Raw genomic sequence first — 13,307 nt, forward strand, 5'->3', positions numbered from 1 at the left:
CCAGTACAAGTCTAGGGGTTTTTAGGCCGGAAAAATTGATCTGGCACAACAGCCGCCAGCCCGCGCCGGGCCTGCACTAAGGGCCGCTACCTCCTTTGGAGTAGCTAGCAATTCAGTGCTAAAAGCCGAGCCCAACGCCATCACTACCCCCTATGAGGTAGCCTGCCTTGCCGCAGCCTTAGCCGCAGAACTTAGGGGGTACTGCTTTTTGGCCGGGCAGGCCGCTACGCTTTTCGCTATGCTAGGCGCAGTGAGTCTTGCGCCTGGTACAGGCGCTTATTTGGGGAGTAACGCATGCAGGCAACCCATCCTCTGGCGGGCCGGGCGCTGCTACTGGCTACCCTGGCTTTTGCCGGCTGCTTTTCGGTGTGGACGCTATACGCGGTGATGGGGTTGGATATCCAGCAACAACTGGCCCTGAGCGCCACTGAATACGGTATTTTACTGGCAGCCCCCATTTTTAGCGGGGCGCTACTACGTATTCCATTGGGAATGCTGGCAGATCGCTATAATGCCCGACTGCTGTGGCTGGGGTTAATGTTCAGCTGCATTCCGGCGCTGGCATTGCTGCCACTGGTAAGCAGCTTTTATGGTTATCTGATCACCGGCCTCTGGTTTGGTTTAAGTGGCGTTTCCTTTACCTTCGGCATCCGCTATGTGACCGACTGGTTTGCCTCGCGCCAGCAAGGCCTGGCGATGGGCCTGTTTGGCGTAGGCAATGCCGGTGTCGCCATCACCTTTATTTTGGTACCCATTATTGTCGCCTGGTGGGGCTGGCAGTGGGTTGGGCCTGTGTATGCCGTTGGGCTGGCTTTATTGCTGGTGTTATTCTGGTTGTTGTCACCGCCCTCGCCAAAAACCGCAGGCCCCACCGCCAGTCCACTGACTCTGCGTCAGTTAGTCAGAGATGCACGGGTCTGGCGCTTTTCACTGTATTACTACTTTGTATTTGGTGGCTTTTTAGCCCTGTTGCTGTGGTTACCACAATACTATATGCAGGCCTATGCGATGAACGCCCAGCAGGCAATGGCCTTTACGCTGTTTTTTGTCGCGACTTCCAGTATGGTCAGGGCATTAGGTGGCTGGTTTGCCGATCGCTATGGTGGCCGGGCCGTAAACTGGAGTGTGTTCTGGGTCTGCCTGGTGTGCTTGTTCTTTCTGAGTTACCCCCCCACTACCCTGATTATTCATGGCCTGGAAAAAGATGTTCAACTGGAGATCTCCGTTAATGTCTGGTGGTTTACGGCCCTGATCTTTGTCATTGGCGTAGCTCAGGGTTTTGGCCGCGCCAGCGTGTATAAAGTGATTCACGATTACTACCCTAAGCATATGGGCGCAGTCGGTGGCTTTGTTGCCGCCATTGGCGGTCTGGGCGGTTGTACCCTGCCGGTGCTCTTTGGCCTGGCGCAGGATGCACTGGGTATTGTCACCGGCTGCTTTATGATTCTGTATGGCGTGCTGGCGCTATGCATGATCACCATGTTTTTCGCCAATCAGGCAGCGCAATATCAACAGCGCCTGCAGGATGCCCGTAGTAATAATTTTTTATTGGATGACGACGAATGATGCAAATTACCGATCTGGCGACCGAGCAAAAGCTGTTGCCGCTATTGCGCCAGGCATTCCGGCCGCTGTTTTTATTCGGTGCCGCCTTTAGCGCTATCGCCATGCTGTTGTGGGGGCTGATCTTGGGCGGCCAGCTGCAGCTGCAACCTGTTGGTCAGGTATTATTCTGGCATAGCCATGAAATGATCTTTGGCTTTGCCTGTGCCATTGTCATCGGCTTTTTATTAACTGCAGTGCAAAATTGGACCTCACTACGCGCACCGCATGGCCCGACGCTGTTATTGCTAACACTGCTCTGGTTGGCCGCCCGTCTGCTGCTGCTCTTTGGCGAGGCGCTGCCCCTGTGGCTGGTCGCCCTGGTGGATCTGAGCTTTTTACCACTAGCCGCTTGGTTACTGGCGAAGCCGCTACTGGCGGTACAACAATACCGCAATTTGTTTTTTGTGCCGGTGTTACTGCTGCTAACCGCCTGTAACCTGATGATGTATCTCGGGCTTTATCTTAAGCGCTACGATTTACAACAGCTGGGTAGCCTGAATGCAATCTGGCTTGTTACCCTGCTGATGGCAATTGTCGGCGGCCGGGTGCTCCCGATGTTTACTGCCAATGGCACTAAAACCACTAAGGTCGAGGCCTGGCCCTGGCTGGATCGGGCGGCACTGGCCAGTCTATGGCTGATTTTTATGCTGCACTTTTTTAGTTTAGTGCCTCTGCTACCCGCCAGTTCGCTAAGTGCTCTCTTTGCCCTGAGTGCTTTGCTAACCGCCATCCGCTGCGCCCGCTGGAAAATCTGGCTCACGCTACGGGTGCCGCTGCTGTGGTCACTGCATCTGGCCTATTGGTTTATTCCTCTGGGCCTGGCCTTGTTTGCGCTACGCTATGCCGGCTTTGCGGTCAGCCAGAGCATTGCGCTACATGCACTGACTGCCGGCGCCATGGGCTCGATGATCCTATCGATGATGGCGCGGGTTTCGCTTGGCCACAGTGGTCGCTTGCTGCAGCCGAAACACATTATGGGCTGGGCCTTTTTACTGGTTGCTATTGCCGGCATTAGCCGGACCCTGCTGATCTGGTGGTTACCGGAGCATACCTTTAGTTTGTTATGGCTGGGGATTGGCAGCTGGGTGCTGGCTTATGGCTGCTATGTGCTGGTGTATTTTCCGGTGTTAACCACGCCTAGGGCAGATGGGCGGCCGGGTTAACCCCTTACCCCTGATGGGGTAAAGCTGCCGGCGTTTTGATTTACATCAAGCTGGGTGGCTAGCAGGCTTCTAAACTGAACATATCGTCAGTTTCAGGAAGCCGTTATGAGTCACGATTACGAAACGAAACCGCTGGTTTATGCCTGCTCCGGCTGCTCTAATGTGGCGCAGCTGGCCAATGATTTAGCTGTAGTCCTCGATCGGGAAGGTCTGGCCGAGATGTCCTGTATCGCCGGCGTTGGCGGTAGAGTCAAACAGTTGCTAAAGGTTGCACAGTCTGGTCGGCCGATCCTGGCAGTGGATGGTTGCCCGCTTAATTGTGTTAAACAAACCCTGGCCACGGTTGAGGTAGTGCCAACCTGGCATCTCGAGCTGACCAGCCTGGGTTATAAAAAGCGCGATCACGAAAATTGCGATCTGGCCGATGCCTATAAGTTATTGCAAAAGGTGCACTGCGATATCCTGCCACAACTTGGCAAAACTCCCGGTAATGAAGCTGCTGGCGCTAAGGTTCGGTTCCGGGTACCAGATACCAAACACTGACAATACCGCAACGGAGCAACACAACCCACAAGCTCAGTACTATTTCCTACTGCAACATACCGGGCACTTTGGATCGGCAGGCAATTGGAACTGCTGCCACTGACCACTTAGCGCATCAAACAACTTTAACTGGTGATACTCGGGTTCACCCACTGCGGCCAGGATCTTCACCGCGGCAAGTGCTTGCATCACGCCCAGCACGCCGACAACCGGCGACAGAATGCCCGCTTCCATGCAGCTTAGCTGCTGTTCACCAAAGAAGCGGCTTAAACATTGGTAGCAGGGATCGCCCGGTTGATTCCGTAAACTCAGTAACTGCCCCTCAAAGCGGATAGCGGCGGCTGACACCAACGGTATGCCGGCTTGCACACAGGCGCTATTAATGGCATTACGGGTCAGCAGATTATCGGTGCAGTCCAGTACCAGTGTAAATTGCGGTACCAGTTGCGCCAGCGCAGTGTGATCCAGCCGCTGCTGGATCGCACTGAGCTGGATCTCGCTATTTAGCTGTGTCAGTTGCTGTACTGCCGTAAGGACTTTAGGCTGGCCAATATCCTGCTCGCGATACAGGATCTGGCGCTGCAGATTGCTGCGGTCAATCACATCATTATCAACCAGCGTCAGCGCCCCGACACCGCTAGCCACCAGATAAGGCGCCGCAGCACAACCAAGCCCGCCCATACCAACCAATAACACCTTACTGGCCAGTAAGGCTTCCTGACCACGAAAATCCAGCGCCGGTAACATCAGTTGCCTGCTATAACGCAGCGCCTGCAGCGGGCTCAGTATCTCACTCATAAGTAATCTCCTGTGGCTGTGGACGGCGCCAAAGCCAAATAGCGACCAACAGCAGCGCAACGGGTAAGCTGATTTTTAGTAACACTGGGGCAGCAGAAAACCATAACAGCGCTACACTGGCCAGCATCATAAAGGATGCCAACCATTTCGCCCGCCGCGATACGGCACCATGCTGCCGCCATTGCCGGATTGGCGGGCCAAAGCGCGGATGCAGTAATAACCACCGTTCAAACTCTGGCCAGCCTTTGCCGGCAGCCCAGGCTGACAGTAAAACAAAGGGTACAGTGGGTAAACCCGGTAAAGGAATACCCAGGATCCCCAGCGACAGGCTAAATAGGGCTAACAAACGATATGCAGTAGCTTTTAACATCGTCATTTCAACCCTAAACGCTGCGCCAGCTTATGCAAATTACTGGCATCCAGTTGCAGGGCGCGGGCTGCTTTCGACCAACATTGTTGGTGCTGCTGCAATGCCTGCCGGATCAGCTGTTGCTGAAACTGATTTACTGCCTGCTTTAACCCCTGTACCGGCAGCTCAATGTGTTCAAGCGCCGGTGCTTGCGGCTGACTACCGGGCAAATCGAGCAATTCTGGCTGCAGGATCACGATGTCAGAGCGCTGGGCGCCCTGACTTAGCGCCTTGATTGCCGCGCGGCTAATCACATGCTCCAGCTCGCGGATATTCCCCGGCCAGTGATAACCCAGTAAAGCCAGCTCTGCCGCTGGTGCCAGCCTTAAGCTACGTAGCCCAAGACGGCTGCGGTTCTGCTCCAGAAAATGCCCGGCTAATAAGGGTAGATCTTCGCTGCGCTCCCGCAGCGGCGGTATCGGGATCGGATACACTGATAAACGGTGGTAGAGATCAGCACGAAATTCACCCTGTTTCACCTGCTGCTGTAAATCGCGATTGGTCGCGGCAACCAGCCGTACATTCACCCGCCGCAGCTTATCCGAGCCCAAACGCTGAATTTCACCGTTCTGCAGCACTCTGAGCAGCTTTGCCTGCACGGATAATGCTAGTTCCCCTACTTCATCCAAAAACAGGGTACCACCATCTGCTGCCTCAAAGCGGCCGGCACGCTCGCTTAACGCGCCGGAAAACGCGCCCTTGCTATGCCCGAATAGCTCACTTTCTGCCAGACTTTCCGGTAAGGCTGCACAGTTAACATAGATCATGGGGCGCTCGGCGCGGCCGGAGCGACGATGTAGTTGCCGGGCGAACAGCTCCTTGCCGACCCCGGTTTCTCCCAGCAGCAGCACCGGTAGCTCCGAGCCGGCTACCACATCCAGCTCCTGTAAAATCTGCTGCAGCGCCGGGCTTTGACCAATAATTTCATACTGTTGCGCTGCAGTTGTACTGGTGCCGACAGTAGGCAAGCCACCCTGCCGCAGCGCCCGGTTCGCCTGCTCCAGTTCGGTAATACGAATAGCGGCTTCTACCAGCAAGCTTAATTGTTGTAACTGCAACACCGCTAGGGCATCAAAGTTAGCCGGCGACAGGGCATCCAGTGTTAATACGCCCCAGCAGCGCCCCTCCACATATAACGATACGCCCATACAATCATGCACCGGCACCACGGCTCCTGGTTGCTCAGCCAGCAAGCCATCATAGGGATCGGGTAATTCACTGCCCGGCGGAAAACGTACGGGTTGGCGGCTGGCTAAGATCGCCGCCAAACGTGGATGCTGCGCCACCTGAAAACGCCGGCCCAGGGTTTCCCGTAGCAGTCCCTGCACCGCTACTGGCTTTAACTGCGCCTGCTGTAACTGCAACAATGCCACAGCACCACAGCCAAAATGGCTGCGCAGTGTATTGACCAGCCGCTGTAAGCGCACAGCAGAGGGCAACTCGGTGACCAGATCAGCAAATAACACGGCATCAAGCATGGTTAATTTTACCCACAGGGTGAAAAGCACCCGAATTTTTCTGGGTTTAATTTACCATCGGTCAAAAAAAACAGATATAAATCAAAGGTGGTAGTTCTGGCATTTGCCTTGCTGTACCGGGCTAACGCCCGCTTAGGGCAAACCTTTGTTTACTCAGGAGAACATCATGCTACTTGAACAACCCTTAGGCCAATTAGCCACCCGTATCGCCGGTGCCACTGCCGTCTTTCATCAGTTTAAACTGGATTTTTGCTGTGGCGGTCAGCAAAGCCTGGGCGCCGCTATCGCCAAACGTGGTTTAAACCAACAGGAGGTACTGGCCGCTCTGGAAAAATTACAACGACAACCGCAGCCTGCTGTAGATTGGCATAGCGAACCCACTGCCAAGCTGGCCGAGTATGTACTAAACCGCTTCCATCAACGCCATCGCGAACAATTGCCGGAGCTGATTCGCCTGGCCCGGCGGGTAGAAACGGTACACAGCGACAGCCCGCATTGCCCGCATGGCCTGGCCAATCATCTGGCCGAGATGCAGCAGGAGCTGGAAAGCCATATGCTGAAAGAGGAGCAAATCCTGTTTCCGATGCTGGTGCGCGGTGTTTATCCCTATGGGCCCATCAGTGTGATGCTGGAAGAGCATCAGGAGCATGGTGAGGCACTGCGAAAACTGGACGAACTGAGTTTTGGCCAGCAACTGCATCCCGGTGCCTGCAACACCTGGACCGCACTCTATCTGGGGCTGCGCGAACTGAAAGAGGATTTAATGCAGCATATTTTACTGGAGAACGAAATTTTGTTTGTTGAGCCCAAGCGCCCCGGCCATGGTGATCAACACTGCTGTGGCAGCTGTCAGTAGCGCGATAGCCGCACACAGCGCTTCGTAACACCGACTTATACTGCACTTTCAGGTTAGGCGACAGCGCTCTGCCAGTCTTATTTCTGATAGTGCAAACCATGGCATACTAGTCCCAACAACTGGTGCTTAATCCTGCATTATTTGCGCCAGAGCAAAACAACCAACTGCCGGCCCGCTACACTAAAATACAAGTGTAATAACCGGCAGCCACTTCGATGCAAGAGCAACAAAAAACCGATAATCATCTGCGCCCAAAGGAAGCCGACCCGCTAATCAGCAGGTTAAATGGCGTGATTGGGCATTGTATCCGGCTGCTGGCTGTGATGATGGTGCTTGTCATCATCCTGTGTATTTTGGATGTCGGCTTAGTGTTATATGAAAAACTCTCCAGCCCGCCACATTTTTTATTAGAGCTAAACGACATTTTTGCGGTATTTGCTTCCTTTCTGGCCGTGCTGATCGCAATAGAAATCTTCGCAAATATTATCCTGTACCTGCGTGACGATGTAATTCACGTTAAGCTGGTGATCGCAACAGCGCTAATGGCCATCGCCCGTAAAGTGATTGTATTGGATTTTGCCACTATTGCTGCCGAATATGTCTTTGCTATCGGGGTGGTCGTTTTGGCATTGGGGGTGACCTATTATCTGGTAGCCAGTAAAGCCCGCACCTGAATACCGCTTAGGGTAGCTCTGTTAAATGCTGGTACAGAATACGGCGGATCTCCAGAATCGCCGCCGAAGTTTCCTGCACACTGTGGCCGGAACGGATCACCATTTCTGACTCGGCACCGGCCAGGCTGGCGCTAAGATAAGGCACCACACCATCACTTTGTTGCTCCAGCGGCAAGCCTGGCTGCTCGACACCGATAATGGAGTGATAACGTACCGCCGGATTAATTGGCAGCTTAGCCGCCGCCCGGATAAAAAGATCTTTTTCACTAAGGTTTTCGATACTGGTAAAGCGCACCGCGCGCTGCGGTTCCAGATTGTCCGGATCGGCTAACAGCTCAGCAGCCTGAGCAAAGCGCTCCAACACCGTGACCGGCAGAGTTATCAAGCCGGCTAACCAACGGGCCAGCCGGTGATCAGCTACCGTAGTGCCACGGTGCGGCGCTGCAATAAAGATCGCCCGGCTCACCCCAGGTAAAGCGCTAAAGGTCAGATCATCCTGGAAGCGCTGAAAGAACAGCTGCTGTCGCCGCGAGTCCAGATGCCGCTGCTGACTTATGGATTGCAGGATCTGATCGCCGGAGTCCGACACCAGCAATCGCGCCAGCACGCCGCCCATACTGTGGCCGATAATCACCATCTCCGAAGCGGCGGCAGTCTTTCCCTCTGGATCAAAGTGTTGCAGGGTGCTAACGATGCGGGCGCGCAGACTCTGCACATTTAACAACAGCGGCAGGTTAGTCGGATAATAGAGTTGCCATAACTGATAACGCTCGCGCAGCGCTTCATCCCCCAGCACTTCGTTCGCGGTGTTAACCCAGGCCTCCGGGCTACTGGCAATACCATGCAGCAACAGAATAATTTTCCGGTTGGGGTCAAAGGGCTGCAGCAAAAATAATTGCGGCTCGGCCAGGGCATCGCTGGCACCCATCAGGTTCCAGAATGCCTGGCGGGCAAAATCGGAGCGTGCCAGCCATAAGCCATAACCGGCGGTAAAATTCGCCGCCAGCGGCACCAGATTCCCGGCCACATAGAGCTCTTTTTGTTGCAGCGGATCCAGCAAATGCAAGGTGGCTTCCTTAGTCACTAGCACCTCCTGCAGGGTACCGCCACCAAAACTCAATAACGCAGTGACCACCGGTACCGGTAATTCGGCAAACCCCTGCTCAGTACGCCAGTCCCGCCCCACCTTGGTATCGGCTACCATTTCGGCGCCTAAACCATCGCGGCGATACTGATTGCGCAAGCCTTTAAATGACAGACTACTGGTTGCCACCAACCGCTCTGGTAAAGCCTGACGCCGGAAACGCTGATGTTGCAGCTGCGCCTGTACCTGCCAGTTGGTAGTGCGAAATTGTTGTTGCGGGTCTTGCAGCCAGTCACGTTCGCGCCCTGCGAATAGCAGGGTCGCAGCCTGTTGGGTGGCAAAATTGTAGTAGTCCCGCACCTGAGTCTGACGGTCGGCAAACAGGCGCCGGTAGGGAGCAACACCGGAATAAAACAGGTAGGCATAAGCGTAGCGGGCACTCATCAGGTAGGCATCTATTTCGGCCTGCGGATCCTGCCGCGGTGGTCGTACACCATTAATAGCTTCATACAACCACAGCTCGGCCATGGTCGACAGGCGCTGCTCAGTCGTCAGGCCAATGGCGGTCGTCAACATCTCTGCGCATTGCGCGGCCTGGCGCCGGCAACTGCGCTCATCCTGCCCCAGTATTTGCAGCACAGTGCCCGCGTACAGGCTGAGATCGCCGGTGGTCAGCACATCACCCCGGCGCTGTTTCAGGTAATCACGGCTATCCATATCCGACACCGAGACCATCGCACAGCCATGTAACAACCCGAGGCTCAGCATGAGCCAGAACAACTTAATGCGTAACGGTGTGCCGGTGTAATGCAACAAAGTCTCCGCCCGGCACTGGCCGGCTGAAATAGAATCCCTGGTAATGATAACAGCCCAACGCCGCCAGCGCATCCCGCTGCGCCGCAGTTTCGACACCTTCGGCAATCACCCCCAGTCCCAAGGCAGCAGAGAGCGCTATCACGGTGCTGGCAATGGCAGCGTCATTGGGATCGTGCAGAATATCTGCCACAAAGCTGCGATCTATTTTCAGTTGCTCCAATGGTAGGCGCTTCAGATAGCTTAACGAAGAATAGCCAGTACCAAAATCATCCAGCGCAAAGGCAATACCGTACTGCTTGAGCGCCTGCATTTTGCTGATCACCTCATCAACCCGGGATACCAAAATGCTCTCGGTTAACTCAAATTGCAGCCGGTCACGGGCGACACTGTAACGATCGAGAATATGCATCACTTTGGGTAAGAAATTATCCTGATGAAATTGCCGGGCACTGATATTAATTGACAGCTTCAGTCCCGGCACCAACTGCTGTGCCTGCCAACGACTCAGCTGCTGACAGGCTTGCTCGATCACCCAACTGCCGATTTCAAAAATCAGGCCGCTTTCTTCTGCGATCGGAATAAAGCGTGCCGGACTGACGTTGCCAAGCTCCGGATGAAACCAGCGTAGTAAGACTTCAGCACCCAACAACTGCCCCGCAGCGTCGTGTAATCCCTGATAGTACAACTGCAGCTGCTGGCGGTTAATCGCTTCGCGCAGCTCACTTTCCAGTCGGGTGCGCTCCGAGGCTTTTACCTGCATCGAGACATCAAACTGCTTAATGCTGTTTTTACCGGCGGCCTTGGCCTGATACATCGCCAGATCTGCTTGCTGCAACAATTCATCAATACTGTGGTTATCATCAGAAAACAGCGTAATCCCTATGCTGGGGCTACTGACATAACTGAGCTGTTCCAGGGTGAAGGGGGTATTCAGCGTACTGCGTACCTTTTCTGCTACCAACTCGGCTTGCTGCAGCGCCACCTGCTTTAGCGGTGATAAATTCTGCAGCAGGATAATAAACTCATCGCCACCTAATCGGGCGACGGTATCATGCTGCCGTACGCTCTGCTGCAGACGGCTGGCGACCTGGCGTAACAACTGATCACCGGTGCCATGCCCCAGCGAATCGTTCAGATGTTTAAAGTTATCCAAATCAATATATAACAAGGCTCCCAGCGCCTGGCCCGGCTGGCGTTGTTTCAGGGTTTCCGCCAGACGTTGTTTTAACAGGCGGCGGTTCGGCAGCTGGGTTAAAGGGTCATAAAACGCCAGTTTCTCGATCAGCACTTCAGCCCGTTTACGCTCTGACAGATCGCGTACCATACCAATAAATTTATAGCTATCAACCCGCTGAATGCGGCTGATCCTCAGCTCCATATTGAACAAGCGCCCATCTTTACGCTGCCCTTTCGTCTCGCGACTTTGGCCAATAATCTTCGCCTCGCCGGTGCGTTGATAAGCATCGATATAATGGTCATGCGCACTACGATAAGGCTCTGGCATCAGCATAGAGACATTTTTGCCAATCACCTCCTGTGGCTGATAGCCAAAAATCCGTACCGCTGCATTATTAAAGGTTTCAATTAGCCCGGCTGCATTAATGGTAATGATGGCATCGATAATGTTATCGACAATTTCGCGGTGCTGGCTGGCGTATTCAGCCAGTGCCAGCTCATTCTGGCGGATACTGCTGATATCGTTGATATAGCCATGCCAGAGGATCCCGCCCTCGGCATCGCGCCGTGGCGTAGCATTGCCTTCAAACCAACGATAGTCACCTGCCGGGTGCTGATAGCGGAACTGTAAACTCCAGGGGCTAAGGTACTGTGCCGAATGCTGAATAGTCTCGCGCAGATCATCAACATCGTCCGGGTGCACCCGGGCCAGCGCAGCTGCACTATCTTGCCCGAGCTGTGGTAAGGCGATACCCAGCGCTTTACCGGCACTTTCCGACACCAGTTGCAGCTGAAAACTGCCCTCGGGTTTACGGTAGAGCTGAAAAAAGAACCCCGGCACATTTTCAGAGAACAAATTCAGTAACTGCTGTAGCTGTTGTTGCCCGGATACCAGCATGACGTCTCCTTATGCCTGGCTGCGCTGTTTGGCCCAAAATTGCCGGGTTAAGGCATCAAAGCCTTGAGTCACACCATGCATCTCATCACTGGCTGACGCCGTATGCTCAGCATTGCTCAGGCTACGGCCCGCCAGATCGCGGATACTGGTGATATTTTGATTAATCATCTCGGCGACATAACTTTGCTGCTCTACCGCCGCAGCAATCTGCTGGTTTTGTGCTGTAATGCTGTGGATTGCCGCCAGAATTTGCTCCAGTTGCTGCGCGGTACTGGCACTGAGTTCAGCACAATGCTGAGCCCCTTGCTGACTTTGCGCCAGCGCGGCCACCGCATCGCCGGTGCTTTGCTGCAAACGGGCAATTTTTTGCTGAATATCGGTAGTGGCACTTTGCGTGCGGCTGGCTAATTGCCGCACCTCGTCAGCCACTACTGCAAAGCCGCGACCGGCATCACCGGCGCGGGCGGCTTCAATAGCCGCATTCAGCGCCAGCAGATTGGTCTGCTCGGCAATACTGCAAATCAGCTCCAGAATTTGATGAATATCCTGACTACTGTGCGCTACCGCCTGCAGCAGTTTTTGGCTCTGGCTAAGTTGCTGCTGTAAATTGGTCGCTGCAGTCTGGCTTTGCGTGGTAACGGTTTTACTGCTTTGTGCCTGACTCAGTGCATTATCTGCCGCATCAGAAGAGTGGCGGGCACTGCCAGCCACCTCCTGCACACTTACCGATAACTGATGGATCGCACTGGCCACCTGTTCGGTTTCAGCAAACTGGGCCTGAATTTCCTGTCGTGAGCCATTAACGGAATGCGTGAGCTGGCCAATACCCGCTGCCAGTGCCTTGGCCGAATCGGCGACCCGCCCAACTACGCCGGCAGTTTCGGCTTCCAGACTGCGCAGCACTAATTGCAACTGGCCGATATCATCATTGCGACCGGTATAAACATAACGCGCAACAGCATCATCCGTCAGCTTACGGCTTTGCTGGCATAATTGTTTAAAAGGCTGTAGCCATTGCCAGCACAACAGAGCCGACAAGCCTAAGCCCAGCAGTGGAAACAGGGTCGGTGCATAGCTAGCCGGATACCAAAAACCTAACAAGATCGCGGCCAATACCGGCACCACCAGCAACAACAGTAACTGTGTACCTAATGACAGCACCGGTTTTAATTGTTTTAAACTGCGCCCATTATTCAACGCCTGATACACCTGCTCAGCACGCTGCACCTGCTCGGGTTTGGCTTTACGGCGTACCGACTGATACTCGGTAATCTGGCCGTCATGGCTTATCGGCGTAACATAGGCATCGACCCAATAGTGATCGCCATTTTTGCAGCGGTTTTTCACCACTCCCATCCACGGCTGGCCGCTTTTAATGCGCTGCCAGAACTGCCGGAATACCTCCGGCGGCATTGATGGATGCCGCACAATATGGTGGTTTTGCCCGAGCAGCTCGGCGCGCTCAAAGCCGCTGATCTCAACAAAAGCGGGATTTACGTATTTGATTTTACCCTGTAAATCAGTAGTCGACAGGATATTGGCCTCGGCGGGTACGGGTTGCTCCCGGTTGGTTACGGGTAAATTCTGTTTCATGCGGCTCCCTGCTAGCGTTCTTATTATTGGCATATAACCACAATTATGTTGTGGTTATATAATGTCCAGCGAACGCCGTCAATACCCATTTGGGTGAGGTCAGCCGCAAACGGTTTTTAATTCTATTAATAAACCAGAGTGTTAAGATATAACGGCTAAATTATGTTTCACCTTTCTTTGATCCAGATAAAGAAAAAGACTGTCCTGCGACAGC

General features: G+C 54.0%; 11 protein-coding genes. 5 read left to right on the top strand and 6 right to left on the bottom strand.

The genetic code is table 11. The annotated features are described in order from the left end of the window. Positions 1-294 precede the first annotated feature (294 nt). From AEST_RS12265 to AEST_RS12275, 3 genes are all read left to right on the top strand, one after another. Positions 295-1,566: an MFS transporter gene (locus tag AEST_RS12265; protein WP_008609420.1), complete on the top strand. Its 1,272-nt coding sequence runs from the start codon at positions 295-297 to the stop codon at positions 1,564-1,566. Next, positions 1,563-2,768 (top strand): NnrS family protein, encoded by a 1,206-nt coding sequence (locus AEST_RS12270; protein WP_008609421.1) that lies wholly within the window; start codon positions 1,563-1,565, stop codon positions 2,766-2,768. The genes AEST_RS12265 and AEST_RS12270 overlap by 4 nt, the downstream gene beginning before the upstream one ends. A 105-nt stretch (positions 2,769-2,873) precedes the next feature. Then, positions 2,874-3,311 carry a putative zinc-binding protein gene (locus AEST_RS12275; protein ID WP_008609422.1) on the top strand — a complete coding sequence of 146 codons (438 nt, stop codon included), beginning with the start codon at positions 2,874-2,876 and terminating at the stop codon, positions 3,309-3,311. A 39-nt stretch (positions 3,312-3,350) separates the two neighbouring features. On the opposite strand, the gene moeB is transcribed toward AEST_RS12275, so the two are convergent. The 3 genes from moeB to norR are packed head-to-tail and all read right to left on the bottom strand — an operon-like array spanning position 3,351 to position 5,996. Next, positions 3,351-4,109 carry a molybdopterin-synthase adenylyltransferase MoeB gene (moeB, locus tag AEST_RS12280; RefSeq protein ID WP_008609424.1) on the bottom strand — a complete coding sequence of 253 codons (759 nt, stop codon included), beginning with the start codon at positions 4,107-4,109 and terminating at the stop codon, positions 3,351-3,353. After that, positions 4,102-4,485 carry a YbaN family protein gene (locus AEST_RS12285; protein ID WP_008950894.1) on the bottom strand — a complete coding sequence of 128 codons (384 nt, stop codon included), beginning with the start codon at positions 4,483-4,485 and terminating at the stop codon, positions 4,102-4,104. The genes moeB and AEST_RS12285 overlap by 8 nt, the downstream gene beginning before the upstream one ends. Then, positions 4,482-5,996, bottom strand: coding sequence for a nitric oxide reductase transcriptional regulator NorR (norR, locus tag AEST_RS12290; protein ID WP_008609427.1), 1,515 nt, complete (start codon positions 5,994-5,996; stop codon positions 4,482-4,484). The genes AEST_RS12285 and norR overlap by 4 nt, the downstream gene beginning before the upstream one ends. Positions 5,997-6,162: 166 nt before the next feature. On the opposite strand from norR, the gene ytfE reads away from it, so the two are divergent. Together ytfE and AEST_RS12300 are read left to right on the top strand one after the other, a co-directional pair. Further along, complete coding sequence (gene ytfE / locus AEST_RS12295; protein WP_008609428.1) at positions 6,163-6,852, top strand: iron-sulfur cluster repair protein YtfE; 690 nt, start codon at positions 6,163-6,165, stop codon at positions 6,850-6,852. Positions 6,853-7,067: 215 nt separating this feature from the next. Then, positions 7,068-7,526, top strand: coding sequence for a phosphate-starvation-inducible PsiE family protein (locus tag AEST_RS12300; RefSeq protein ID WP_008609429.1), 459 nt, complete (start codon positions 7,068-7,070; stop codon positions 7,524-7,526). Positions 7,527-7,533: 7 nt separating this feature from the next. On the opposite strand, the gene AEST_RS12305 is transcribed toward AEST_RS12300, so the two are convergent. The 3 genes from AEST_RS12305 to AEST_RS12315 are packed head-to-tail and all read right to left on the bottom strand — an operon-like array spanning position 7,534 to position 13,093. Continuing rightward, positions 7,534-9,426, bottom strand: coding sequence for an esterase/lipase family protein (locus AEST_RS12305; protein WP_238534602.1), 1,893 nt, complete (start codon positions 9,424-9,426; stop codon positions 7,534-7,536). Beyond that, positions 9,392-11,500: a putative bifunctional diguanylate cyclase/phosphodiesterase gene (locus AEST_RS12310; protein WP_008609431.1), complete on the bottom strand. Its 2,109-nt coding sequence runs from the start codon at positions 11,498-11,500 to the stop codon at positions 9,392-9,394. Before AEST_RS12310 ends, AEST_RS12305 begins: the two co-directional genes overlap by 35 nt. Before the next feature lie 9 nt (positions 11,501-11,509). After that, entirely contained in the window at positions 11,510-13,093 is a 1,584-nt protein-coding gene (locus AEST_RS12315; RefSeq protein WP_008609432.1) for a methyl-accepting chemotaxis protein, read from the bottom strand. Positions 13,094-13,307 lie beyond the last annotated feature (214 nt).

This window comes from Alishewanella aestuarii B11 (assembly GCF_000280055.1).
Taxonomy (GTDB): domain Bacteria; phylum Pseudomonadota; class Gammaproteobacteria; order Enterobacterales; family Alteromonadaceae; genus Alishewanella; species Alishewanella aestuarii.